The 20,698-nt window shown below is 71.2% G+C and carries 36 protein-coding genes; 34 read left to right on the plus strand and 2 right to left on the minus strand.

Going from position 1 to position 20,698, the window contains the following annotated elements; translation table 11 throughout:
- Positions 1-2 precede the first annotated feature (2 nt).
- From ssb to ACTYVM_RS05260, 14 genes are all read left to right on the plus strand, one after another.
- Positions 3-509: a single-stranded DNA-binding protein gene (gene ssb / locus ACTYVM_RS05195; RefSeq protein WP_445524763.1), complete on the plus strand. Its 507-nt coding sequence runs from the start codon at positions 3-5 to the stop codon at positions 507-509.
- Between the two features lie 127 nt (positions 510-636).
- Positions 637-810, plus strand: coding sequence for a hypothetical protein (locus tag ACTYVM_RS05200; RefSeq protein WP_445524764.1), 174 nt, complete (start codon positions 637-639; stop codon positions 808-810).
- 62 nt (positions 811-872) lie between these two features.
- Positions 873-1,436 carry a WDGH domain-containing protein gene (locus tag ACTYVM_RS05205; protein ID WP_445524765.1) on the plus strand — a complete coding sequence of 188 codons (564 nt, stop codon included), beginning with the start codon at positions 873-875 and terminating at the stop codon, positions 1,434-1,436.
- A complete protein-coding gene (locus ACTYVM_RS05210; protein WP_445524766.1) occupies positions 1,429-1,686 on the plus strand; it encodes a hypothetical protein in 258 nt (85 codons plus the stop codon). The genes ACTYVM_RS05205 and ACTYVM_RS05210 overlap by 8 nt, the downstream gene beginning before the upstream one ends.
- Positions 1,683-2,534, plus strand: coding sequence for a 3'-5' exonuclease (locus ACTYVM_RS05215; RefSeq protein ID WP_445524767.1), 852 nt, complete (start codon positions 1,683-1,685; stop codon positions 2,532-2,534). Before ACTYVM_RS05210 ends, ACTYVM_RS05215 begins: the two co-directional genes overlap by 4 nt.
- A gap of 70 nt (positions 2,535-2,604) precedes the next feature.
- A complete protein-coding gene (locus tag ACTYVM_RS05220; protein ID WP_445524768.1) occupies positions 2,605-2,955 on the plus strand; it encodes a hypothetical protein in 351 nt (116 codons plus the stop codon).
- On the plus strand, positions 2,952-3,281 hold the full coding sequence (locus ACTYVM_RS05225; RefSeq protein WP_445524769.1) for a hypothetical protein: 330 nt from the start codon (positions 2,952-2,954) through the stop codon (positions 3,279-3,281). The genes ACTYVM_RS05220 and ACTYVM_RS05225 overlap by 4 nt, the downstream gene beginning before the upstream one ends.
- Positions 3,278-3,490 (plus strand): hypothetical protein, encoded by a 213-nt coding sequence (locus ACTYVM_RS05230; protein ID WP_445524770.1) that lies wholly within the window; start codon positions 3,278-3,280, stop codon positions 3,488-3,490. Before ACTYVM_RS05225 ends, ACTYVM_RS05230 begins: the two co-directional genes overlap by 4 nt.
- On the plus strand, positions 3,487-4,800 hold the full coding sequence (locus tag ACTYVM_RS05235) for a hypothetical protein (protein ID WP_445524771.1): 1,314 nt from the start codon (positions 3,487-3,489) through the stop codon (positions 4,798-4,800). Before ACTYVM_RS05230 ends, ACTYVM_RS05235 begins: the two co-directional genes overlap by 4 nt.
- Complete coding sequence (locus ACTYVM_RS05240; RefSeq protein WP_445524772.1) at positions 4,797-5,123, plus strand: hypothetical protein; 327 nt, start codon at positions 4,797-4,799, stop codon at positions 5,121-5,123. The genes ACTYVM_RS05235 and ACTYVM_RS05240 overlap by 4 nt, the downstream gene beginning before the upstream one ends.
- Before the next feature lie 3 nt (positions 5,124-5,126).
- A complete protein-coding gene (locus ACTYVM_RS05245) occupies positions 5,127-5,561 on the plus strand; it encodes a hypothetical protein (RefSeq protein WP_445524773.1) in 435 nt (144 codons plus the stop codon).
- 2 nt (positions 5,562-5,563) lie between these two features.
- Positions 5,564-5,692, plus strand: coding sequence for a hypothetical protein (locus ACTYVM_RS05250; protein WP_445524774.1), 129 nt, complete (start codon positions 5,564-5,566; stop codon positions 5,690-5,692).
- An 89-nt stretch (positions 5,693-5,781) separates the two neighbouring features.
- A complete protein-coding gene (locus ACTYVM_RS05255; protein WP_445524775.1) occupies positions 5,782-6,648 on the plus strand; it encodes a hypothetical protein in 867 nt (288 codons plus the stop codon).
- A 44-nt stretch (positions 6,649-6,692) separates the two neighbouring features.
- The gene (locus ACTYVM_RS05260) at positions 6,693-6,911 is read left to right on the plus strand and encodes a hypothetical protein (RefSeq protein WP_445524776.1); all 219 of its coding nucleotides are present in this window, start codon (positions 6,693-6,695) and stop codon (positions 6,909-6,911) included.
- A gap of 235 nt (positions 6,912-7,146) precedes the next feature.
- Here ACTYVM_RS05260 and ACTYVM_RS05265 read toward each other — a convergent pair whose 3' ends face one another.
- The gene (locus tag ACTYVM_RS05265; RefSeq protein ID WP_445524777.1) at positions 7,147-7,410 is read right to left on the minus strand and encodes a hypothetical protein; all 264 of its coding nucleotides are present in this window, start codon (positions 7,408-7,410) and stop codon (positions 7,147-7,149) included.
- A gap of 142 nt (positions 7,411-7,552) precedes the next feature.
- Here ACTYVM_RS05265 and ACTYVM_RS05270 point away from each other — a divergent pair, with 142 nt between their 5' ends.
- From ACTYVM_RS05270 to ACTYVM_RS05345, 16 genes are all read left to right on the plus strand, one after another.
- Positions 7,553-7,729: a hypothetical protein gene (locus ACTYVM_RS05270; RefSeq protein WP_445524778.1), complete on the plus strand. Its 177-nt coding sequence runs from the start codon at positions 7,553-7,555 to the stop codon at positions 7,727-7,729.
- Positions 7,729-7,926 carry a hypothetical protein gene (locus tag ACTYVM_RS05275; protein ID WP_445524779.1) on the plus strand — a complete coding sequence of 66 codons (198 nt, stop codon included), beginning with the start codon at positions 7,729-7,731 and terminating at the stop codon, positions 7,924-7,926. Before ACTYVM_RS05270 ends, ACTYVM_RS05275 begins: the two co-directional genes overlap by 1 nt.
- Before the next feature lie 75 nt (positions 7,927-8,001).
- Positions 8,002-8,859 (plus strand): hypothetical protein, encoded by an 858-nt coding sequence (locus ACTYVM_RS05280; protein ID WP_445524780.1) that lies wholly within the window; start codon positions 8,002-8,004, stop codon positions 8,857-8,859.
- 17 nt (positions 8,860-8,876) lie between these two features.
- Positions 8,877-9,176, plus strand: coding sequence for a hypothetical protein (locus tag ACTYVM_RS05285; protein ID WP_445524781.1), 300 nt, complete (start codon positions 8,877-8,879; stop codon positions 9,174-9,176).
- The gene (locus ACTYVM_RS05290) at positions 9,173-9,754 is read left to right on the plus strand and encodes a hypothetical protein (RefSeq protein WP_445524782.1); all 582 of its coding nucleotides are present in this window, start codon (positions 9,173-9,175) and stop codon (positions 9,752-9,754) included. Before ACTYVM_RS05285 ends, ACTYVM_RS05290 begins: the two co-directional genes overlap by 4 nt.
- Positions 9,751-10,335: a hypothetical protein gene (locus ACTYVM_RS05295; RefSeq protein ID WP_445524783.1), complete on the plus strand. Its 585-nt coding sequence runs from the start codon at positions 9,751-9,753 to the stop codon at positions 10,333-10,335. The genes ACTYVM_RS05290 and ACTYVM_RS05295 overlap by 4 nt, the downstream gene beginning before the upstream one ends.
- The gene (locus ACTYVM_RS05300) at positions 10,332-11,156 is read left to right on the plus strand and encodes a hypothetical protein (RefSeq protein ID WP_445524784.1); all 825 of its coding nucleotides are present in this window, start codon (positions 10,332-10,334) and stop codon (positions 11,154-11,156) included. Before ACTYVM_RS05295 ends, ACTYVM_RS05300 begins: the two co-directional genes overlap by 4 nt.
- Before the next feature lie 153 nt (positions 11,157-11,309).
- Positions 11,310-11,555 (plus strand): hypothetical protein, encoded by a 246-nt coding sequence (locus tag ACTYVM_RS05305; protein WP_445524785.1) that lies wholly within the window; start codon positions 11,310-11,312, stop codon positions 11,553-11,555.
- A 100-nt stretch (positions 11,556-11,655) separates the two neighbouring features.
- Positions 11,656-11,880 (plus strand): hypothetical protein, encoded by a 225-nt coding sequence (locus ACTYVM_RS05310; protein WP_445524786.1) that lies wholly within the window; start codon positions 11,656-11,658, stop codon positions 11,878-11,880.
- An 84-nt stretch (positions 11,881-11,964) separates the two neighbouring features.
- Positions 11,965-12,180 carry a hypothetical protein gene (locus tag ACTYVM_RS05315; RefSeq protein WP_445524787.1) on the plus strand — a complete coding sequence of 72 codons (216 nt, stop codon included), beginning with the start codon at positions 11,965-11,967 and terminating at the stop codon, positions 12,178-12,180.
- A 296-nt stretch (positions 12,181-12,476) separates the two neighbouring features.
- Positions 12,477-12,965: a hypothetical protein gene (locus tag ACTYVM_RS05320; protein ID WP_445524788.1), complete on the plus strand. Its 489-nt coding sequence runs from the start codon at positions 12,477-12,479 to the stop codon at positions 12,963-12,965.
- A gap of 143 nt (positions 12,966-13,108) precedes the next feature.
- Positions 13,109-13,612: a helix-turn-helix domain-containing protein gene (locus ACTYVM_RS05325; protein WP_445524789.1), complete on the plus strand. Its 504-nt coding sequence runs from the start codon at positions 13,109-13,111 to the stop codon at positions 13,610-13,612.
- Positions 13,599-14,876, plus strand: coding sequence for a PBSX family phage terminase large subunit (locus ACTYVM_RS05330; RefSeq protein WP_445524790.1), 1,278 nt, complete (start codon positions 13,599-13,601; stop codon positions 14,874-14,876). Before ACTYVM_RS05325 ends, ACTYVM_RS05330 begins: the two co-directional genes overlap by 14 nt.
- The gene (locus tag ACTYVM_RS05335) at positions 14,876-15,049 is read left to right on the plus strand and encodes a hypothetical protein (protein ID WP_445524791.1); all 174 of its coding nucleotides are present in this window, start codon (positions 14,876-14,878) and stop codon (positions 15,047-15,049) included. The genes ACTYVM_RS05330 and ACTYVM_RS05335 overlap by 1 nt, the downstream gene beginning before the upstream one ends.
- Positions 15,049-16,569 carry a phage portal protein gene (locus ACTYVM_RS05340; RefSeq protein ID WP_445524792.1) on the plus strand — a complete coding sequence of 507 codons (1,521 nt, stop codon included), beginning with the start codon at positions 15,049-15,051 and terminating at the stop codon, positions 16,567-16,569. The genes ACTYVM_RS05335 and ACTYVM_RS05340 overlap by 1 nt, the downstream gene beginning before the upstream one ends.
- Positions 16,570-16,584: 15 nt before the next feature.
- Positions 16,585-17,700, plus strand: coding sequence for a phage minor capsid protein (locus tag ACTYVM_RS05345; protein WP_445524793.1), 1,116 nt, complete (start codon positions 16,585-16,587; stop codon positions 17,698-17,700).
- On the opposite strand, the gene ACTYVM_RS05350 is transcribed toward ACTYVM_RS05345, so the two are convergent.
- On the minus strand, positions 17,697-17,942 hold the full coding sequence (locus tag ACTYVM_RS05350; protein ID WP_445524794.1) for a hypothetical protein: 246 nt from the start codon (positions 17,940-17,942) through the stop codon (positions 17,697-17,699). The genes ACTYVM_RS05345 and ACTYVM_RS05350 overlap by 4 nt on opposite strands.
- A 134-nt stretch (positions 17,943-18,076) precedes the next feature.
- Here ACTYVM_RS05350 and ACTYVM_RS05355 point away from each other — a divergent pair, with 134 nt between their 5' ends.
- From ACTYVM_RS05355 to ACTYVM_RS05370, 4 genes are all read left to right on the plus strand, one after another.
- Positions 18,077-18,865: a hypothetical protein gene (locus tag ACTYVM_RS05355; RefSeq protein ID WP_445524795.1), complete on the plus strand. Its 789-nt coding sequence runs from the start codon at positions 18,077-18,079 to the stop codon at positions 18,863-18,865.
- A gap of 14 nt (positions 18,866-18,879) precedes the next feature.
- On the plus strand, positions 18,880-19,812 hold the full coding sequence (locus ACTYVM_RS05360; protein WP_445524796.1) for a P22 phage major capsid protein family protein: 933 nt from the start codon (positions 18,880-18,882) through the stop codon (positions 19,810-19,812).
- 4 nt (positions 19,813-19,816) lie between these two features.
- On the plus strand, positions 19,817-20,146 hold the full coding sequence (locus ACTYVM_RS05365; RefSeq protein WP_445524797.1) for a hypothetical protein: 330 nt from the start codon (positions 19,817-19,819) through the stop codon (positions 20,144-20,146).
- Positions 20,147-20,247: 101 nt separating this feature from the next.
- Positions 20,248-20,688, plus strand: a complete 441-nt coding sequence (locus ACTYVM_RS05370; protein WP_445524798.1) for a hypothetical protein — start codon at positions 20,248-20,250, stop codon at positions 20,686-20,688.
- Positions 20,689-20,698: the final 10 nt, after the last annotated feature.

Here is a 20,698-nt window from a genome sequence, read left to right on the forward strand (position 1 = left end):
TCTTGCTTCCCACCCTGACCGGCGTCGGCCGACTCACCGCCGACCCCGAACTCCGCTTCACCCAGTCCTCGAAGGCCGTCGCGAGCATCCCCCTCGCCTTCAACTCCCGCCGCCTGAACAAGCAGACGAACGAGTGGGAGGACGGCGACGTCTTCTACATCCGCGGCACCGCCTGGGAACGCCTCGCCGAAAACGCCGCCGAGACCCTCGCCAAGGGCATGGAGGTCATCGTCACCGGCGAGGTGCGCACAGAGTCCTGGGAGAAGGACGGCCAGAAGTACGAGCGGCCGGCCCTCCTCATCCGCTCCATCGCCCCGAACCTCGCGTTCGCCGTCGCCCAGGTGTCGAAGGACGCCGCCAGCCAGCAGAACGGCCAGGGCGGCGGACAGCGCAGCGCCGGACGACCCCAGCAGGGCCAGACCCAGCGCTCCCGCCCGACCAGCCCGCCCGCCGACGACCCGTGGGCCGTCGACCAGGCCAACGGCTACAGCAACGAACCCCCGTTCTGATGCGCACCCTCCGCACCATCGCAGCCACCACAGCAGCCGCCATGCTGCTCCTCGCCTGCCACCCCGCAAGCAAGGCAGTACCCGCACCCTCACCCCAGGCCGCACCCCAACCCCCGGGACAGACCTGATGGCTGTCAGCATCCGCCTCCAGAGCACCGACGACCTGGCGGAAATCGTCGAAGCACTCCTCACCGCAGCCGAAGCCAAGGAAGAACACGCGCCCGAACTCGCCCTTCGCTGGCGCTGGCTCGCCAACGACATCGGCGACGCACTCGACACCATCCCCACACCCACGCAGTAACCCACCAGCGGACAGGGACCCCACGCAGGGACCCGCCCCGGCCACCACACCGGAGCATGTCCATGACCAGCAACAACCCCAGCAGGAACCAGTCCCCGGCACCGGTTACCCCCTGGTTCGCGCGCCTGTTCCGCCGCCCCAGCCCGGCCACCACCACCCCGGCCCCGGCCGCACCCAACCGCGCTGACCTCACCGCCCGCCTCGCCCGCGACCTCCAGCACGCCCTGGAGAAGACCGACCGCTGGAAGCGGCACGCCAACGAGTTCGCCACCGAGCGCGATGGCGCGTACCGGGAGCGGGCGCAGCTGCTCGCCTGGCTGGCCGCACTGCACCCCGCGTTGGCCGTCATCACCCCGGCCGCCGACGTCACCGACGAGGACGGCTGGCACCTCCTGTACCTCGTGGCCGGCGGCTGGCAAATGTCGTGGCACATCCACCCGCGCGACCTCCCGCTGTTCAAGCACGTGACGGTCGTCGAGCCGTCGGATGAGCGGGCGCAGTGGGATGGGCACGGGACGGAGCAGAAGTACCAGCGGATGCGGAATCACGTCCGGCTGCTCGCCCTGGACGAGCTGGCGGCTGACGGGTCGTCGACGCCCGTCACGCCGGAGGCCCGCAGTGCCTGACGCCCCCGAGATCGAGGCCCGAGCAATCCAGCCCCAGCGGCTCGCCGAGATCCGCGCACTGAAGTTCACCACCGGCCTCAACCCGGCGTGCGGCGTGTTCGCCACGGGCACCGAGCGCGAGCTCTACCGCCTGGCCGCCACGTCCTGGAACGCCCTTCAGGACCTGCTCCGCGACCACGCCCACCTCACCGCGGCGCACGCCGACACCGCCGAGCGCCTCGCCCAATGGGAAGGAACCCCAGACCAGTGACCGCCATCGCCTTCGTGGACTGCGAGACCACGCACCTGGACGCCGAGATCGGCGAGGCCTGGGAGGTCGCCGTCATCCTCCGCACGCAGGAGGACGGCGAGCAGCCCATCGACACCGAGTACCTGTGGCAGTTCGCCATCGACCAGGCCGCCGCCGACCCCGAGGCCCTGCGCATCGGCCGCTTCCACGAGCGCAACATCGTCCACCCCGGATGTCCCGCGGCACGCATCGTCCCCGGCGGGGCTGACTGCGTGAGTCGCAAGGAGGCCGTGGAGGCCATCGTCTCCGTGCTCTCTGGCGCGGTCCTGGTCGGCTCGAACCCGGGCTTCGACGAGCGGTTCCTGCGCAAACTCCTCGGCCCCGGCGGCGCGCAGTGGCACTACCGGCCGTACGACATCGTCCAGCTCGCCGCCGCGAAGATCGGCGCGCAGGCGGCCGGCCCGCTGCCCTGGTCGTCACGCGCCCTGTCCCGGGCCATCGGCGTGGAACCGCCGACCCCGGACACGGCACACACCGCGCTCGGAGACGCCCGCTGGGCCCGCGACGTGTACGACACCGCCACCACCCCGCAGCCGTTCGAGCTCACCCCGGAAGACCGGGCACGGCACGCCATCGGCCTGTACACCCAGACCGCCATCGAGCTGGAGGACGCCCGCCGCGACCTCGTCAAACTGCGCGGCGCCTACGACAGCGCGTGCCAGACCATCGCCGCCATGCACAAGGCGGCCGTCGGCGAGGCCCGCGGACCGGACCGCGGTCTCGTCGAGGACGTGGAGGACCTGCGCGCCCGCGTCACCGAGCTGGAGCAGGGCGAGACGGCCGACGGGCACAGCGACGACGACGCCTGACCGCGCCCGGCCGCCCGCGAAGCCAGCGCGGGCGGCCGGCGCCCCACCATCCCACCCACCAGGAGCCGCCATGTCCGAACACCCTGCCACCCTCGACCGCGTCCCGGTCGCCCACTCCGTCGTATACGTCGTCCGTGGAGCCCCGGAGGTGCCGGACGAGTACAACGAGACCCGCACCATCGCCCCGACCGAGATCACGCTCACCTACCGCGCTGCCCCGGACTCCGCACTGGGTCGCGTCCACGCGTACGTCAAGGGCTGGTGGATGCAGGACGGCGCGCGCGTGCACGTGGAAGCCGTGGGCCGGCACTTCCACGGCGACCCTGCGGCTTGGCCGGAGTGGCTGGCGGCCGAGGCCCGGCTGCACGACCCCGAGCAGCCCACCGCCGAGGCGCAGCAGCCCGGCGAGCAGCCGTCATGACGGGCGTCACCGTCTACGTCGTCCTGGTCGTCGTCATCGCCGCGCTCCTCTGCGGCCACCACGGCGAAGACTTCCCGCCCATCCTCACCGCCCTGAGACGGAGACAGCACGTGTTCAGCCACCTCCTCACCGCCACCCTCGCGACCGCCACCCTCGCGGTCTCCGCGGGCTGGTGCTGGGGCCACCGCACGGCCCGGATCCGGCACGTGCCCATTGGCGCGACCGCCGCCCACGACGAGACGGCGCTGAGCGCCCACGACCGGGCCACCTTCGACGACCTGGTGGCCGGCCTCGACCACCCCGACCACCCTGGGAGCACCACATGACCGACCAGCCCAGCCGCAAGCCGTACGACCACGCCCTCCACCTGATCAACCACACCGGCGAGAGCATCAGCATCGTCACGACCGGGGCCGACGGTCGTCCCCGTGAGCTCGATGGCCGCACCACGGCTGGCGTCCTCGCCGCCCTCTCGAACCTGGCCGTCGCCTCCGCGCTGCTCGCCGTGGCCGACGCCGTGCGAGGTGAGAAGTGACCTCCGTCCGCTACCGCAAGCGCCCCGTCGAGGTCGACACCATCCAGTGGACCGGCGACAACGAAGCCCAGGTGCAGGCCTTCACCGGCCCGCAGAACTTCTACGCCCTGGACGACGCCGACCGGGCCAACAGCGACGACCCCGAAGCCACCGCCACCGTCTACGACCGGCTGCACTCCACCTGGATGCTCGTCTACACCGGGCAGCACATCGTCCGCGGCGTGAAGGGTGAGTTCTACCCGATCGCCGAGGACGTGCTCGCCGAGACGTACGAGCCGGTGCTGGTTGACCCAGTCAGCACCGTGGCGGCCGTCGGGATGCCCGTCACGACGGGGCTGACGGGTGAGGCCAGCGGCCCCGAGCTGCCGCCCGCCCCGACCGAGGCCGAGCAGCTCCGCGACACCCTCCGCACGTTGGAGACGATCGTCAACCGCGTCCGCGAAGCCGTCGGCACCAGCGAGCCCGCCCCGGCAGCGCCCGCCGACGACGCACAGCGCACCGCCCGCCGGGCCAGCATCCGCAACCTCCTCGACCGCGCCGGCCGCGGCATCCTCATCGGCGGCACCGAGGGCGAGCTGCTGCGCCAGCAGGTCGAGGCCGAGATGCGGCTGAGCGACCAGCGCGTCGCCCAGGCCGAGGAGCGGGCCGAGGGCCGCGCCCAGGCCGCCGAGCAGCGCGCCGACATCTACCAGGCCGCGTGGCATTCCGCCCGCGACCGCGCCCACAAGGCCACGAAACGCACCAGGCATGACGCCGAGACGTACGAGACGCAGACCGCAGCACTCCGCAGGCAGCTCGCCCGCGCCGAGCAGGCCGAGGCCGCAGCCGAGCGCGTGCGCACGCTGCTGCCCGACGCCCCGGTAGACGACTTCCTCGCGGCAGGCATCCGCCCCGCAGACCTCCGCGCCGCCCTCGACGGCACCGAGCAGCCGCCCAGCCCGACCCCAACCGACGCGGCCGAACCCGAACCGTCCCCGCTACGCGAGCAACTCGCCGAAGCCCTCGCCCGCTCCGAAGGCTGGGCATGGGACCCGGAACACGGCAGCCCGTCCGCCGCCAACATCCACCGCTACCGGAAGCTCGCCGGAGCGGCAGTGGCTGCCATCCTGCCCACCACCAAGCTGCTCGGCGCGCTCCACGAGTCCGCCGAGCAGGACGTCACCCGCGTCATCGACCTGTACGAGCGCTGGTGCAAGGCCGGGCCGCCGCCTCTCGGCATCAGCCTGTCGCGCTGGTGGGACGAGCGGCTCGTCGAACTCCGGCACGCCGTTGTCGTCGAACCCGCCGAGCGCCCGTCGGACCCGTCATGACGGGGCGTCTGGAGGTCCTCGGCGACGACGGCGAGTGGCACGAAGTCCCCGGCGTCGCCTCCGTCGAGCTACGCCAGGAGCAGCCCGAGCCCTGGGCCGAGATCGCGGACGAGGCGTCGCTGAGCGTCGCGCAAGTTCGTGAGCGGTACGCCGCCGTCGTGCACGCCTACGGCAAAGCAGCCGCCGAGGCTGCGCGCGTCATCGCCACAGCCGCTCGCGCCCTCCGCCAGGCCGGCCTCGTCAATCAGGACGGCCGCCCGATCCGGCGCCCGGACCGGCCCGCCTGGCAATCCCCGTACGGACCACCACCCAGGAGGCACTGACCCATGACCCTTGCAGTCGACTTCGACGGCGTGATCCACACCTACAGCCGCGGCTGGGCCGACGGCACCATCTACGACCCGCCCCTGCCCGGCGCCCTCAACGGCCTCCGAGCGCTCATGCAGCACGACGCCGTGTTCATCCACACCACCCGCGACCCCGCCCAGGTCGCCGAGTGGCTGACCACGCGCGGCTTCATCTGCCGGACCGAGCACGACGGCCCGTTCTGGAACGTGCGGGGCGTCCTGCTGGTGACCAACCGGAAGTTGGCCGCGACCAGCTACCTCGACGACCGGGCCGTGAAGTTCACCGACTGGAACCAGGCCCTCGCCACCCTCCTCCCGGCCGCCATTGTCCGACGCGCCGTCCGCGACGCCTCGAAGTCGCCGAGCCGGATCCTCCTCGGCGACAGCACCCCGACGCCGACACCCGAGAGCTGATCATGCGGCGAACCATCGCGATCTACGCCCGCCACTGGATCGCCCGGCCCTTCTACCGGCTCCTAGGCATCCGTCGCCCGTCCGACGGTCTCAGGGAGCTGGAGTACCGAGCACTGCGGCACGGCCGCTGAGCAGCACGAAGGGGCGCGCTTCTTGTCTCCCCAGACCAGCGCGCCCCCAGGCAGTGATCACCGTACCCCTCGCCACCCCAGGAGCCACGATGACCACCGCCCCCACCCCGCCCGCCATCTGCGGCGCCTGCAACCACCACCACACCGACCACGACACCCGCAAAGCCCACTGCAACACCTGCCAGGCCGACTGCGCCTACCGCCCGCCCCGCCTCCTCGCCTGCCGCCTCTGCTACGAGGAGCTCGGCCAGGAAGTCCACCCGCACCCCGAGTGCCCCATCGGCCACCTCGACACCGTCACCGACCGCTGGACCACCCTGGAGGAGCGCGCCGGCACCCGGCCGACCACCAGCTGGCCCCCCGCCATGGGCATCACTCGGCTCATGTCCGACGAGGAGCGCCAGGAGCTCGCCGACGAACGAGCCGACACCAACCCCGACGCCCCCGGACCCCGGCCGGCACCCGTCGACGTCGACGTCCTGGACGTCATGACGACCGTCACGACGGGCCTGACCACGGCCGCCGACTGGCTCGCCTCCCGCATCCAGCGCGAGCCCATCAAGGCACCGGCCGGGAAGGGCTGGGGCGACCAAGCACACAAGGCGGCGGTCCTGCTCGCCGCGAAGGACGCGGCCGACCCGGCCCGCTGGCGCTTCACCGGGCAGCGCAGCGCCACCACGGCCGCGCAGTGGCTGTCCGACCGGCTCGCCCAGCGGCCCGGCCCGTGCCGCCAGCTCGACGACGGCGAGCGCCAGGCCGTCGCCGAAGTCGCGCGCATGGCTGCCGAGCTGGTGCGCCTGGCCCTCGGTGACGCCCGACGCAAGACGCCCGTGTCCGAGCCGTGCCCGGCACCGTGCCGCGGGCAGCTGGTCGTCGAGGGCGGCGACGGCGAACCGCCCGTCGTGCGCTGCGAGGACTGCGGCCGCACCTGGACCGACAACTCCACCGCCGCCTGAGACTTCCCGCCCATCCCGGGACGGGACCCACCGAGAGGAACACCATGCGCGACCTGATCATCCCCGAGAGCAGCGAGGGCCGGACGAAGGAGGACCTCCTCGCCGCGATCCGCAAGCAGACCGCGGTCGCCGCGTGCATGTTGCCCCGCGAGGGGGCGGCAGCGCTCCGCGATCTCGCCGAGGCGTACTCCGCCCTCACCGTCGTGCCGCTGCCGCTCCTGCACGAGCGGACCACGGAAGGGCCGGCCAGTGACGGCGCCTGACGGGCCCCGTCACCCGCAGGCCTGCGACGTCCCCACCGGCGAGCACGAGCCCGGTCCCGCCCGCCTCTACCCGTGCGGCTGGCGCTGCACCAGCCACAAACCGCAGCCGCGCGTGACGCCCGTCGACACCCCGTCACCGCAAGCCCGTTGAACCCGTAGTACGGGCCGCCCCCCTCGCGGTACCGTCATGGACGGCAGATGCCCCCCGCAGGGCGTCACCTCCAGCGCCGCGGACCTACTCTTCAGCCTTCGGCGGCTTCCCTTTCAGGTCCGTCCTCCAGCCCGGCCGTGTGATCCGGCTTCGGAAGTACGGCGCAGCGAGCCGATAGTCGACAGCGTTCGACCTGCCGACCTTCACCACGGGCGGGAAGCCCGGGTCCTCTTTCGAGATCTTCGACACCCGCTGATGGGTGATCCGCTCGACGATCCCATCTGCGACGAGTCTGCGCGCAAGCTCACGGAACGACACCATGTCCGGCCCTCCTTCGGCGTCGGCCATGGGCACCATCCTGTCTGACCTTATTGCCACATGGCAACAAGGTCTGTACTTTGAAGCTGGCAACAACAAGTGGCCCCGGCTGGTCTCTCACCACCGGCCGGGGCCGGACCCACCACAACCTCTACGAAATGGCAGGTCCGCCATGGAGCGTACCGACCAGCCCGACCACCAGCCCAGCCCCATCGCTGACGACATTGACGCGACCACCCCCGAACTCCTCGCCCGCGCCTCCGTCGACTACGCCGACGCGCAGGGCCGCCGCGAGCAGCTCTCCGGCGAGGACCGCGTCAACGGCAACGAGACCGGCGGTGTCTCCTGATGGGCTTCGGCGACTTCGTCCGCAGTCTCAAGCCGGGCAATGACCGCGCGTTGGCGGCCGAGAAGTATGCCGGCCGCGAGTCCGCCACCGCCCGGGCCACCCGCAAGCGGCACGAAGGCCACCGCCGCACGGGCGTCAACCGCGCAGCCCAGCAGGGCGAGCGGTGGGAGCAGAAGGACCGCCGCCGCTTCCGCTGAGCCCACCCCCACGCCTGCCGCGCCCCGGCACCCCCGCGCGGGGCCGGCCCCGTTCCCTGCTCCCGGAGGAGCACCGTGAAGACCCGCCTGCAACGCCTCCGTCACCGGCTCACGCACCGCCCGGGACGCCCGCACTACCCCGCCCCGTGGTGGGTGCGCTGGTTCACCAACGCGGGACGCCCCGTCGTCGCCGTCGTCGTCCTGATCATGTGCGCGCCCGGCGAGCACCACCTGGCCGTACTGGCCGGGTGGGACAAGCGTCTCGCCTGGGGCATGGCCGCCGTCCTCGCTGCCTACGCAGGCATCGCAGCCTCCGTCGCGTCCAACCGGCCGGCCGGATCCCCGGGCAAGATCTCGGCAGTCATCGGCGCCTTCGTCTCGCTCGGCGCAGCAATGGCGGCTCAACCCGTCTCACACCTCTTCGTCACCGGCTGGCTGTCCTCGACGCCCCGTGCTCCATGGCCGCTCGTGGTGGTCGTCTCGTGCGTCCCACCGCTCGTCTTCGGCCACTTGCTGCACTTGGCCGCCACGCCCCTGCCGCGGGCTGCTGAGACGCCCGTCAAGGAGCCTGCGACGCCTGCGGCCCCGGCCGTCCCGACCGTCCCGGCCGCCCCTGCGTGGGAGCACGCCGTACCCGCCGGAGCCCGCCTCCTCCCGATCGTCGCCCGCCCGACCGCACCCGCCGCGCAGGCACCCGCCCCGGTCCCGCAGCCGATCACCTACAGCGACCCCCGCTGCGCCGTGATCCGCGCGCTGTACGACACCGTGCCGCCGACCCGCCCGGGCACCAAGGCCATGCGCTCCGCGATCATCGCAGCCGGATACAGCGACGCCTCCGACGGCACGATCCGCGGCCAGCTCCGCGCCGAAGTCGAGGCACACGAGCCGCACCTCACCCGCCTGCCGACCGCGCCCGTCGCCATCGGCGCCTGACCACCTGCGAAGTGCCCATGCTGTTCCTCGCCATCTGCCTCGCCGGACTCGCCCCCGGCCTCGCTACCGTCTGGCTCGTCCACAGCCGCGGCCACAGCTGGGCCCTCGCCATCGCGGCTGGCGTCGGCGTGACCGCCTGCCTGCCGCTCCTGCTGCTCGCTGCGGTCCTTGCCTGGCCGCCCGCCGCGTACGCGATCACCGCCGTTGCGGTGCTGGCCGCGCTCAAGGCCTACGACGACGGCCGGGTCTTGATCGCCTCCGCCTGGGCCACGGCCGCCGTCGCCGCGTACGCCTGCGCCGGGTGGTGGACGCCGTGACCGACCGGCGCCCCATCACACCGACCCGGGTGATCCCGGCCGGCCAGCCGCTGCCCGCCCCGGCCGACCCGCCACCGCCGCCCCCGCCGCCTGCTCCTCCGGCCGTCCCGGACCAGCATCCGGACTGGTGGCGGACCGGATCCGGACCATCCGGACCGCCCCCGCCCGTTCCGGTCGACGTCCACGTGACCGTGACCGTTGACCAGGGCGGACCGCTGATCCCGGTGGATCCGGAGCCCGGTCCGCGCTGGTGGCAGCGGATCCGGATCGGCTACAACGCCGCCCTGGCCGTGCTGTCCCTGGGCCTGGCCGGGCCGTGGGCCGCCGTCCTAGTCTCCGTCCGGGACGAGGAGTCCCTCGCCGGGGCCTGGGTCATGGCCCTGATCCCACTGGTTGTCCTCGGCTTCGTCGACAACGCGAAGCGCGCCGAGGCCGCCGGAGCCGACCCCGACCTGTGGGCGCCGAAGTGGCGCGCCGCCCTGGTGCGACTGCTGCTGTGGGCCGCGGTCATCGGTACCTGCCTCGCCCTCCCGCTCACCACGCTCGTCTACGCCCTCACGGGAGTGAAGCCCGCATGACCACGACTGTGGCCGCCAGCCAGTACACGACCACCACCATCAGCACGGCAGGGTTCGCCCTCGGCCTGGCCCTGCTCGGCGCTGAGCTGTGGCGCTGGCACAAGGGCAGCAAGGGCGCCGGACCCAAGGGTGCCGGGCCCGATGCAGGCGGTGCCGGCAAGGACCCGAAGGCCCTCATTCCGCTCGTCTTCGGCATCGTCTGCGGCATCCTGATGATCGCCTGCCCCGCAGGCTTGCTCGGCGCCCTCGCCGGGTTCCTCCGCTGGGGCGGCAACAGCGTCGGTGACCTGGCCATGAAGTGGCTCACCGGCGCCCCGTCCCAGACCCTCGGCACCGCCGCCACCCCCCGCATCGACCAGTACGGCGCCATCGTCGTCACCGCCGTCATCGTCACCCTGTGGCTCCTGCGCAAACAGATCGCCAAGGCCATCAAGGGCCGCTGGTGGAAAGGCGTCCTGATCGGCTGCCTGCTCTGCGTCAGCACCGGCACCGCGGCCCTCATCGCACAGCAGGTCGTCGAGGGCGCCAACGGCCTCGGGGCGTGGGCGATCGGCGGCCTCGCGAAGGGCACCTTCGTATGAGCGCCCCGACGACGATGCAGTGGCTCCGGCAGGCCGGACAGCGGATCGCCACCGGATCCGGCCGCCTTGCAACCCACCTGGCGGCCCGGGCCGTTCACGCCGGTCGTCGGGTGTGGCGGGCGGCCGCGGGCTGGCTGGGGGAGTCCTCGGGTCTGGGCTGGCTGCTCCGCCTGGCCGTGCTGCTCGCGGTCGCCGCCGTCCTCCGGAAGATCGTCGCAGCCGTAGCCGTCGGCGTGTACATGCGGGTGGCCTCCGGGTCAGCGCCGTGGCTGCTCTGGGGCACGGCCGGCACGTGGCTCGTCGCCGCGTACCGGTGCGGCCACGACGGCTGGACGCCGAAGCAGCCCGTCGGCCCTGAGCCCGCGACGCCCGACCCTGACGGCGCCACCGTCCAGGAGGCAGGCGAGGAGCCGCCGACCGTGCCCGCCTCGGGACCGTCGCCGGTGTCGCCCACCGCGCTCGTCGCCGCGGTCCGCGATATCGGCACCCCGCACGCCCAGTTGAAGCCCCTCGCCGAGCACCTCGGCACCACCACCGAGGCGGTGCGCGCCGCGGCGGCCGGGATGGAGTGGGAGGTGAAGGACGTGCGGATGCAGGGTCGTTCGGCGTCGGCTGGGCTGCGCTGGGACGAGGTCCCCTCCCCTCCCCCTGCTGGCCCCTCTCCGGGTGTCGTCGGCGCAGGTCAGGCCACCGACGACAACGACGACGACACGTGCGGGGAGGAGCCCGGAGAGGGGATCGATGTACGGCGCACCGGCAGCGGGCTGACCATCTACGACCTCGCCGACGTCCACCGGCACCACCGCGTGGACGACCACTAGACCCTGGGGCGGCTGGGTCCGCCCGGAGCCCAAGCCCGTCCCCGGCACGCCGAAGAAGTGACGGCCAGGCTGAGAAAGCCAAAGCCTGACAGAACCTTGACAGCTTGCCGGTCCGGCTGCGGACCGGCCCCCTCCCTCTGGAGACTTACCTCCATGACTCACCAGACCGACATCGCCGCCTTCATCGCCGAGCACCCGCCGCGCCCCGGATTCTCCGCAGACCAGATGGCCGCCACCTGGGACCACCTCAGCTCCATCGCTGACGGCCAGGACCACTCCGCCCGCCGTCAGTTGGCCGCCGCCGTCCGATGGGTGCAGAAGTACCACGGGGCCGAGACCGCTGACGCTTTCGTGACTTACCTCAGCGCTGCTTCCTCAGGACCTGACCAGTCCGTGTGACGCAGACACGACGTCCGTAGCCGCCCTCGTAGCAGAATGACCCCGGGTCCCGTCGCGCACTCCCCCGCCGCGGCGGGGCCCACTGCGAGAGGATCAGTCCATGAGTCACCACTACGGTCTCGGCGCTGCCTGGAACCTGGCTCCCCGTGCAGGGGTAGAACTCGGCTACCGCATGGAGGCGTTCTACGCCCGTGCGGCATCCCTCGGATTCGACCGCGGTGACGCCGACCTCGCCCTGCGCGAGGCGCAGGGCCGGCAGGCGGGCAGCTCACCGTCGCAGGCGGAGTGCGACGCCGCGATCGCCCAACTCTGCGCTGGCCAATAGTCGCGCCACCGCGAGAGGATGGGCCCGGCTCCGCGAGGAGTAGCGCAGCGTGCGCCTGCCCCAGCCCGGGGCGAAGCTGGAGGCATGAGCACAGCGCGCGTCGTGGTTCACCCGCCGGCCGAGACCGGCGGCCGCCGAGTCACCGTCGACGGCGTCTCCATCGGCGTCGCCTTCAGCCTCCATGATCTCGCTGTCTTCCTGGAGCGGGCCAGCCTCGAAGGCTGGGACGAGCTGGACGTCGCGCAGCACGCCGAGCTGATCGACTGGCGGGGCGGCGGGCCGGAGGCATGGGAGAGCTGACGCGGTCTTCCCTTGCGTCGGGACTCATGCTTATGGTCGGCGTGCACCACGCCTGGGGGGCAACCGCGACGGCCCGCCGGCCCCCGTACCCCTGGGGCCGGCGGGCCGCGTGCTGTTCGGTGGCAGTGCGGGCGGGGTGCGTAGTCCCGCGCTGTCCGGACACTGCATCAGCACTTCCGCACTGCCACCCGCAGGATAGCCACCCGCGAACGTCACAGAACCGCCACAGCCACACACAACACCCCCACAAGCGGCGATGATTCACCTTCCGCCACAACCACGCCCCAGGGGGAACCATGCGCATCTACCACGCCGCCGCCATCGCCACCAGCGCTCTCGCCCTCACCGCCTGCATGACCACCACCAGCGGCAGCGCCAGCGGCGAAACCAAGGCGGAACCGAAGGCCACGGCCAGCAAGGCGGCCGCCAAGCCCGCCGGCCTCACCGCGAAGCAGGCCGCCGCCAAGCTCGCCAAGGCCACCGGCGTCACCGACCTCGGCACCGTGACCGACAACACCGCCACGTGCTCGAACAAGGCCTTGGGTAAGAAGGCGCACGCCAACGACTGCACGCAGCTCATCACCACCGACACCGTCTCGATCTACGAGTTCGAGAAGCCGGCCACCGCCGCGCACTGGGTCAAGGAGATGAAGACCAGGGGCGACTGGCGGCAGGTCAACCGCTTCGCCCTCGCCTGGACCGCGCGAGGCCAGGACATGACGAGCGACGAGCGGCGCGCGGAGTTGGTGAAGGCGCTGGAGAAGGCGACCGCCAACGAACCGTGACGTGACCTGGTTGCATTCCAGGACGGCGTGATCCATCCTGGGGCCAAGTCCGGCGTGCCCGGACACCACAGACACCAGCGCCCCTTGGCGCACAGGAGGCCCGCCACCGTGCGGGCCTCCGTCATGTCCAGGGGGTGACCGCCGTGGTCGCAGCCCGACCAGTCACCGATGAGGAACGCGAGCGGGTCCGCGAGCTCCACGCCGCGGGCAAGGGCCGCAACGAGATCGCGGCAGAGCTGAAGCGCTCCGGCCGCACCATCAGCAAGATCGCAGCCAGCTTCGACCCGCCCCTCTCGTTCGCCCGGGCCGCCGAGGTCCGCGTCGCCACCGAGGTCCGCCAGGCCGACCTCGCCGACCGCCGCGCCGAACTCGCCCAGCGCCTCCAGGACGTCGCCGAACGCGAGCTGGAGAAGGTCAACAAGCCCCACACCTACTTCGACTGGGGCGGCAAAGACCACGACTTCGACACGTACGACGCGCCCGAGCCGACCCCGGCCGACAAGCGGGCGCTGATGGGCGTCGTCGCCACCGCCATCGACCGGTCGATGAAGCTCGCCCCGCCGAAGGACGAGGACAACTCCGGAGAGGTCGGCTCCCTGCTCACGAACCTCTTCGACCGGCTCCGAGAACGCCATGGAGACCACTGAACTCACGCTGTCCGACAAGCAGGAACGGAGCATCGCCCACTCCACGGCCTGGCTGAACGTGTGGGAAGGCTCGGTCCGGTCGGGCAAGACCATCGCCAGCCTGCTGCGCTGGCTGATGTACGTCGTGACAGCACCACACGGCGGGCAGCTCGTCGTCGTCGGCAAGACCTACGACACCGTCGCCCGCAACGTGTTCGGCCCGCTCCAGGACCCGAACATCGTCGGACGCGAGGTAGCCAAGCTCGTCTCATACACCCGCGGCTCCAGCGTCGCTTGGATCCTCGGCCGGCAGATCGAGGTCATCACCGCCAACGACGCCAAGGCCGAAGCGAGGCTCCGTGGCCTCACGGGCGCGGGCGCATACGTCGACGAGCTCACGCTGCTCCCGAAGGAGTTCTTCAAGCGGCTCGTCGACCGCATGTCCGTCCCCGGCGCCCTGATCTTCGCGACAACCAACCCCGACAATCCGGGCCACTGGGCGCGCAAGGAATGGCTGAGCAAGGCCGATGAGCTGGGCATCCGCACCTGGCACTTCGTCATGGACGACAACCCGTCCCTGACCGAGGACTACAAGGCCCGGATGCGCCGGAACTTCACCGGCCTCTGGTACCGCCGGTACATCCTCGGCCACTGGGTCCAGTCCGAAGGCGCGATCTACGAGCAGTTCGACGTGAAGAAGCACGTCGTGTCGACCCTGCCGCGGATCGACCGCTGGCTGTGCGACGCCATCGACTACGGCACCGTCAACCCGTACGCGGACCTGCTGATCGGCCTGGGCGCGGACCGCAAGCTCTACGTGGTCTCGGAGTACCGGTACGACTCGCGGCGCGAGCGCAAGCAGATGACGGACGCGGAATACTCGCGGGCCCGCCGGCAGTGGCTCGCGAAGGTCCCGCAGCCCGGCACCAACGTGGTCGGCGTACAGCCGGAGTGGACGGTCGTCGACCCCTCTGCCAGCTCGTACATCGAGCAGCTGCACCGCGACCAGGTCCTCGGCGTCACCCAGGCCGACAACACGGTGCTGGACGGTATCCGGACCGTCAGCAGCCTCCTGTCGACGGAGGACCTGTTCATCCACGAGTCCGCCGAAGGCCTCATCGACGAAATGCCCGGCTACTCCTGGGACGACGAGGCAGCAGAGCGGGGCGAGGACAAGCCGATCAAGCAGGACGACCACTCCTGTGACGCGCTCCGATACGGGGTGCGTACCACCGAGTCGCTGTGGCGGCCCTACCTACCGACCCGGCTGGAGGTGGCCGCGTAATGGCCAGTACGCCCGAGCAGCCCGTCACCTGGCAGGCCGCCATTGAGAACGCTGCCCGGCTGCTCCGCGCGGCCGAGCTGGAGACGAACCTCGCCCTGATGGAACGGCTCGACGAACTCGCCACGTCTTGGCTGAGCCTGGCGCACCTGCTGATGGAACGGGAGGGCGTCTGATGCCGCTGCCGACGGGTAACGTCCCCTGGCCTCCGCCCTACCTGCGGCCAGCCCTGGACTCCATGCACACCTGGGATGCCTGGTGGTCCGGAGACCCCGACCGCCTGGAGGACCTGTACGGCGGCGGCACGGCCGGCGGCATGGACCCGAAGCGGTTCGCTGCCACCACGTCCGGAGGCGTCTGGGGCAAGCTGGCCCGCTGGTGGTGGGGCACGCCGACCGCCGAGGGGGAGCGGCGCACGAAGATGCACGTGCCGATCGCCGGGGACCTGTGCGGCGGCAGCGCGGACCTGTTGTTCTCCGAGCCGCCGCGGTTCACCGTCGACGATCAGGCGACTCAGGACCGGCTCGACGTGCTCACGGACGACGGGATGCTGGCCACTCTCCAGACTGCGGCCGAGGTCATCGCCGCGCTGGGCGGGGGCTACCTGCACCCCGTGTACGACCAGGACATGGCGGACCAGGCGTGGCTTCACACGACCCACGCCGACCGTGCCATCCCCGAGTTCAGGTGGAACCGGCTCTCCGCGGTGACGTTCTGGAAGGTCGTCCACGAGGAGGACGGCCAGGTATGGCGGCACCTGGAGAGGCACGAGCCGGGCATGATCCTGCACGGCCTGTACCAGGGGACGAAGGAGAAGCTGGGCCGGGCCGTACCGCTCCAGGACCATCCGGCCACCGAGGACTACGCGCCGCTGGTGAACGAGGACGGCGCGCTCCTCACCGGCTACGACAAGCTGGACGTGTCGCACGTCCCGAACCAGAACAGCCGCCGCTGGCGCCGCAACGAGCGCCTCCAGGATCTAGGCCGCTCGGACCTGGATGGCGTCGAGCCACTCATGGACGCGCTGGACGAGACCTACTCCAGTTGGATGAGGGACATCAGGATCGGCAAGGGCCGCATCATCGTGCCGGACTCCTACCTCCAGTCCCAGGGCCCCGGCCGTGGGGCGAGCTGGAACCCGGATCAGGAGGCGTTCGCCGGGGTTAACGCCCTGACGCGTGGCGACTCCGGCCTCCAGCTCACGGTCGCCCAGTTCGCGATCCGCGTGCAGGAGCACCGGGAGACTGCGGAGGACCTGGTCAACCAGATCCTCCGCAGCGCCGGATACAGCGGGCAGACGTTCGGCCTCGGTGGCGACGCCGCGGTGACCGCGACGGAGGTCAACGCACGCGAGCGCAGGTCGATGACGACCCGCGGCCGGAAGATCCTCCGCTGGCGGCCGGCCCTCGCCCACGCGGTGGAGGCGCTGCTCACCGTCGACCAGGAGGTGTTCCGCACAGGGAGCATTCCGCAGCGGCCGACGATCGAGTTCCAAGACAGCGTCCAGGAGGACCCGCTGTCGCTGGCGAACACGGCGGAGGTGCTGCGCCGGGCGTGGGCCGCGTCCACCGACACGCTGGTGCAGATGACGCATCCGGAGTGGGACGACACGATGGTGGCGGCCGAAGTGGAGCGGATCCACCAGGAGCAGGGCATGGCCGTCGAAGACCCGATGCAGGCAGGTCTCTTGCCGTAGCGGAGGTGGTCGACCATGCCCGTGTCCGCGGCTATGGCCGAAGACCTCGCCGCCGCCGTCGCCGACCTGTACGAGGCAGCCGAGGGCGTGCTCATCCAGAAAATCCGGCGTGCCCTCGCCGAGGGCATCGACAGCCCGGTGTGGGTGGAGCTCAAGCTCGCCGCCCTGGGCGATCTTCGGGCCGCGATCGACGAGGTCCTCGCCGCCCTCCAGACCGACGCCACCGGGGCGATCGCGCAGGCTGTCGCGGAGGCGTACGAGCGTGGGCAGCAGGCGGCCGTGGCTGAGCTGGGGGCGCTCGGGGTGGGGCAGGCAGCGGCCGCGGCGGAGGCGCTGCCGACAGCGTCGGTCGTGGACCGGCTTGCCGCGGCGGTCGTGGACGACACCCGCCCGGTGCACCTGCGGATGCTGCGACAGAGCATGGACGTCTACCGCGACGTCATCGCGCGCGCGTCCGCGGCTCCGGTGCTCGGGGCGCAGACACGGCAGCAGGCCGCACAATCGGCGCTCGACCAGTTCGCGGACAAGGGCATCACCGGGTTCGTCGACCGGTCCGGTCGGAGCTGGGAGCTGCGGTCGTACACCGAGATGGCCACGCGGTCGGCGGTCGGCAGGGCTGCGGTTGAGGGGCACTCGGATCGGCTTGCCGCGGCGGACGTGGATCTGGTGCTGGTGTCGCAGGCGCCGGAGGAGTGCAAGCTGTGCCGTCCGTGGGAGCGGAAGATCCTCGCCCGCACGGGCGAGGCCGGCGCGCGCGAGGTCCGTGTGGAACACGCCACCGAGGACGACGAGGTGGTCACTGTGAAGGTGGCCGGCTCCCTCGAGGAAGCTCGGTCGGCCGGGCTGATGCACCCGAACTGCCGCCACACCGTCAGCGCCTACCTGCCCGGCGTGTCCCGCATCCCGGAGGAGCAGCCGTCGCGCGGCACGTACGAGGACACGCAGAAGCAGCGGTACCTCGAGCGGCAGGTACGGAAGTGGAAGCGTCGGGCCGAGGCCTCGTTGGACGAGCAGGGGGCCAAGGCTGCGCGGGCGCGGGTGCGTGAGTACCAGAAGCGGATCCGTGAGCTGACCACCGAGACAGGCCTGCCGCGCAAGTCGCACCGCGAGCAGCTCACGACCGCCCGTTAGAAGCCAGCAACCCGTCCAGGCCCGCGATCGGACTTGCCGAGCGCAGAACCGGTGACGCTGAACCAAGCCGCGGGCCCGTAGACGGCGATCGGAAGAGCGTCCGTCTTCACGTACTTGCCGGACTCCTTCTCGAAGACCGACAGAGCACCGCTGTCCTCAACTCGGTAGCGGTACTCATTGCCTTCGCCGTCCTCGTACTTGAACGGCTCTTCCCTACCTATGAACTTGATCTCTACAGACATGCCGAAACGGTAGCCCAACTGACCTAACCGGGGCTCGTCTTCACACAGTCTTCCGCCCGCCAGGCGCGGGCCGGATCGCACAACCCCCGCCAGGCGCGGGGCAGAACATCCCGACGCGCACCAGGAGTGCACGCATGCAGAAGCGAACCCTTCCCCGGCTGGCTGGCGCTGGCTGGGCACACCCGTACCCGACGGGCCCTTTCGACCAGTTCCTGTACGCCGACGGCGGGGACGGAGACGACTCCGGATCCGACAGCGGCGACGGTGACGACGGCGCGGACGACGACCAGAGCGACGACGATGCCGGCGGGACCGGCGACGACGACGGCCAGGACGACGATGCGGCCAAGGACGCGAAGCCCAAGCCGAAGCCGCCCGCGAAGAAGGACAGCGGCGAGGACCCGGCCGCGACGATCGCCCGGCTCCAGAAGGAGCTGAAGACGGCGAACGGCGAGGCCGCGAAGGCGCGCACGTCCGCGAAGAAGGCCGCGGCCGACGAGGCCCGCACGGAGATCGTGCAGGAGCTCGGCAAGGCGCTCGGTCTGATCAAGGACGACAAGGATGCGCCGCCGGACCCGGCCGCACTCACCGCGCAGATCGAGAAGGCCACGGCAGCGCACCGGGAGACCGCCGTCGAACTGGCGGTGTACCGGGGCGCATCGAAGTACAGGGCAGACCCAGACTCGCTCACCGACAGCCGCGCCTTCCTCAAGTCCATCGCTGGCCTCGACCCGTCCGACGAGGGATTCGCAAAGGCAGTCAACGCCGCCATCAAGAAGGCGGTCGACGACAACCCGAAGCTCAAGGTCGCGACCGCGCCCAAGCGCACGTCCAGCGACTTCAACGGATCCGGGGCCGGCGACTCCGGGCCCAAGACCATCGACCAGATCCGCGCTGAGCGCCGGAAGCGCCGCGCTGGATAGAAGGAGTAAGCCCCATGGGCAACACGCTGCTCACCCCCGAAGTCATCGCGCAGCAGGCGCTGGCCACCCTCTACGAGACCACCGTCATGGCGCCGCTCGTCCACCGCGACTACGAGCCGGAGTTCGCCCGCAAGCAGGGCGACGCCATCACCATCCGCAAGCCCGCCGTCTTCGAGGCCAAGGAGTACAACCGGGCGGCCGGCATCACCGTGCAGGACGCTCAGGAGTCGGGCATCCCGATGTCCCTGAACCACTTCGCGGACGTGTCCTTCGCGGTGACCGCCGAGGACCTGACGCTGAAGATCGAGGACTTCGACGAGCAGCTCCTCGGCCCAGCCATGGAGGCGATCGCCCAGAAGATCGACAAGGATCTGCTGGCGCTGAGGGACGACATCGTCCAGGAGGTCGGCGTCGTCGGGGGCGACAACATCAAGCCGTGGGACGACCCGCGTGTCCTGATCGACGCGGGCCGGGTCCTCAACCAGCGCAGCGTGCCGCTGACCGAGCGCCGCGCGGCGGTCGGTCCGCTGACGTACGCGAACTGGTCGATGGACGAGCTGCTCACGGACACAGACAAGCGCGGGTCGACGGAGGGCCTGCTGGAGGCGTCGATCGGGAAGCGGCTGTTCCAGTTCGACGGCTACATGACGCAGCACGTCGCCAAGCCCGCGCAGACCATCGGCAACTCGACGACCGAGGTCGGCGTCGCGTTTCACCGGACCGCGTTCGCGCTGGCCTTCCGGCCGCTTCAGCTGCCGCGGGGCAACCCGAACGCGGCGATCGCGAACTACAAGGGCTTCGGCCTGCGGGTGATCTACGGCTACGACATGGACAAGAAGCAGGACGTCGTCTCCGTCGACTGCCTGTACGGCACGAAGACGCTGGACCCCAATCGTGCCGTCCTGATCAAGGGTGCCGACGTCGGCGCCGAAGAGGACGAGGACTGAGGGCGTGTCGCGCATGTTCGTGTACCGCAACAAGAACACGGGCGACGTCGTCGAGCGTGAGCATCGTTCGGCGCGGCTGGAGATGCTGCCGAACTGGGAGACGCTCCAGGAGCCGGAGGCCCGCACCGAGCCGGGCCCCCAGGAGCCGCAGGAACCATCGGGTGGCGGTGGAGGGAACGGCAGCGGGCCGGGCGTGATCGAGCGTCCGGCCCGCTCCGCTCCGAAGGCCGACTGGGTGGCCTACGCCCGCACCCGCGCGCAGGACTCCGACGAGGACGCCGCGATCGACGACCTCACCAAGGAGCAGCTCGTCGACCAGTACGGCGACAGCTGACAGCAGTTGCTCGCGGTGAGCGCGTAGCCCGAGACCCCACGACGAGGGAGCCCCAAGCCCCGGGGCTCCCTCGCGTCCACCAGCCTCCGAGAGGACACACGATGCCCAACATCGTCTTCAACGTCGCCCTCGGGCGACTGGCCGCATACGCCGATCTGCCCGCCGAGACGGACGAACTGGTCATGGTGCCGCTCGCGTCGTCCGGCCTGCCGAACGACGCGGCCATGCGGGACTTCACCACCCTCGCCGCGGTCAAGGGCGGCGCGACCGAGCAGACCACGCTCGGCCGCAAGACCCTTCAGGGAGTCACCGTCACGGTCGACCAGGCCAACGACCGCGTGAATCTCGACGCCGACGACGTGACGTGGACGGCCACGGCCGGCGGGGCGATCGGCGCGGTGGTGATCTGCTACAAGCCGGACGAGGAGTCGGAGGATGAGGACATCATCCCGCTGACCAAGCACGACGTCGCGATGACCCCCGACGGCAGCGACTTCACGCTGACCATCAGCGACTTCACGCGGGCGACGTCCGCAGCCTGACAGCAGAGGA

It is taken from the genome of Streptomyces cyslabdanicus, assembly GCF_052663305.1.

Excerpts from the sequence above, each read along its gene's own strand:
- ACTYVM_RS05240 (WP_445524772.1), top strand. The coding sequence starts at position 4,797 with ATGACGGGGCGTCTGGAGGTCCTCGGCGACGACGGCGAGTGGCACGAA.
- ACTYVM_RS05310 (WP_445524786.1), top strand. The coding sequence starts at position 11,656 with ATGAGTCACCACTACGGTCTCGGCGCTGCCTGGAACCTGGCTCCCCGT.
- ACTYVM_RS05315 (WP_445524787.1), top strand. The coding sequence starts at position 11,965 with ATGAGCACAGCGCGCGTCGTGGTTCACCCGCCGGCCGAGACCGGCGGC.
- ACTYVM_RS05255 (WP_445524775.1), top strand. The coding sequence starts at position 5,782 with ATGACCACCGCCCCCACCCCGCCCGCCATCTGCGGCGCCTGCAACCAC.
- ACTYVM_RS05225 (WP_445524769.1), top strand. The coding sequence starts at position 2,952 with ATGACGGGCGTCACCGTCTACGTCGTCCTGGTCGTCGTCATCGCCGCG.
- ACTYVM_RS05360 (WP_445524796.1), top strand. The coding sequence starts at position 18,880 with ATGGGCAACACGCTGCTCACCCCCGAAGTCATCGCGCAGCAGGCGCTG.
- ACTYVM_RS05305 (WP_445524785.1), top strand. The coding sequence starts at position 11,310 with ATGACTCACCAGACCGACATCGCCGCCTTCATCGCCGAGCACCCGCCG.
- ACTYVM_RS05330 (WP_445524790.1), top strand. The coding sequence starts at position 13,599 with ATGGAGACCACTGAACTCACGCTGTCCGACAAGCAGGAACGGAGCATC.
- ACTYVM_RS05260 (WP_445524776.1), top strand. The coding sequence starts at position 6,693 with ATGCGCGACCTGATCATCCCCGAGAGCAGCGAGGGCCGGACGAAGGAG.
- ACTYVM_RS05350 (WP_445524794.1), bottom strand. The coding sequence starts at position 17,942 with ATGTCTGTAGAGATCAAGTTCATAGGTAGGGAAGAGCCGTTCAAGTAC.
- ACTYVM_RS05300 (WP_445524784.1), top strand. The coding sequence starts at position 10,332 with ATGAGCGCCCCGACGACGATGCAGTGGCTCCGGCAGGCCGGACAGCGG.
- ACTYVM_RS05250 (WP_445524774.1), top strand. The coding sequence starts at position 5,564 with ATGCGGCGAACCATCGCGATCTACGCCCGCCACTGGATCGCCCGGCCC.
- ACTYVM_RS05230 (WP_445524770.1), top strand. The coding sequence starts at position 3,278 with ATGACCGACCAGCCCAGCCGCAAGCCGTACGACCACGCCCTCCACCTG.
- ACTYVM_RS05205 (WP_445524765.1), top strand. The coding sequence starts at position 873 with ATGACCAGCAACAACCCCAGCAGGAACCAGTCCCCGGCACCGGTTACC.
- ACTYVM_RS05335 (WP_445524791.1), top strand. The coding sequence starts at position 14,876 with ATGGCCAGTACGCCCGAGCAGCCCGTCACCTGGCAGGCCGCCATTGAG.
- ACTYVM_RS05220 (WP_445524768.1), top strand. The coding sequence starts at position 2,605 with ATGTCCGAACACCCTGCCACCCTCGACCGCGTCCCGGTCGCCCACTCC.
- ACTYVM_RS05355 (WP_445524795.1), top strand. The coding sequence starts at position 18,077 with ATGCAGAAGCGAACCCTTCCCCGGCTGGCTGGCGCTGGCTGGGCACAC.
- ACTYVM_RS05275 (WP_445524779.1), top strand. The coding sequence starts at position 7,729 with ATGGGCTTCGGCGACTTCGTCCGCAGTCTCAAGCCGGGCAATGACCGC.
- ACTYVM_RS05265 (WP_445524777.1), bottom strand. The coding sequence starts at position 7,410 with ATGGCCGACGCCGAAGGAGGGCCGGACATGGTGTCGTTCCGTGAGCTT.
- ACTYVM_RS05295 (WP_445524783.1), top strand. The coding sequence starts at position 9,751 with ATGACCACGACTGTGGCCGCCAGCCAGTACACGACCACCACCATCAGC.
- ACTYVM_RS05340 (WP_445524792.1), top strand. The coding sequence starts at position 15,049 with ATGCCGCTGCCGACGGGTAACGTCCCCTGGCCTCCGCCCTACCTGCGG.
- ACTYVM_RS05370 (WP_445524798.1), top strand. The coding sequence starts at position 20,248 with ATGCCCAACATCGTCTTCAACGTCGCCCTCGGGCGACTGGCCGCATAC.
- ACTYVM_RS05200 (WP_445524764.1), top strand. The coding sequence starts at position 637 with ATGGCTGTCAGCATCCGCCTCCAGAGCACCGACGACCTGGCGGAAATC.
- ACTYVM_RS05285 (WP_445524781.1), top strand. The coding sequence starts at position 8,877 with ATGCTGTTCCTCGCCATCTGCCTCGCCGGACTCGCCCCCGGCCTCGCT.
- ACTYVM_RS05245 (WP_445524773.1), top strand. The coding sequence starts at position 5,127 with ATGACCCTTGCAGTCGACTTCGACGGCGTGATCCACACCTACAGCCGC.
- ACTYVM_RS05345 (WP_445524793.1), top strand. The coding sequence starts at position 16,585 with ATGCCCGTGTCCGCGGCTATGGCCGAAGACCTCGCCGCCGCCGTCGCC.
- ACTYVM_RS05270 (WP_445524778.1), top strand. The coding sequence starts at position 7,553 with ATGGAGCGTACCGACCAGCCCGACCACCAGCCCAGCCCCATCGCTGAC.
- ACTYVM_RS05320 (WP_445524788.1), top strand. The coding sequence starts at position 12,477 with ATGCGCATCTACCACGCCGCCGCCATCGCCACCAGCGCTCTCGCCCTC.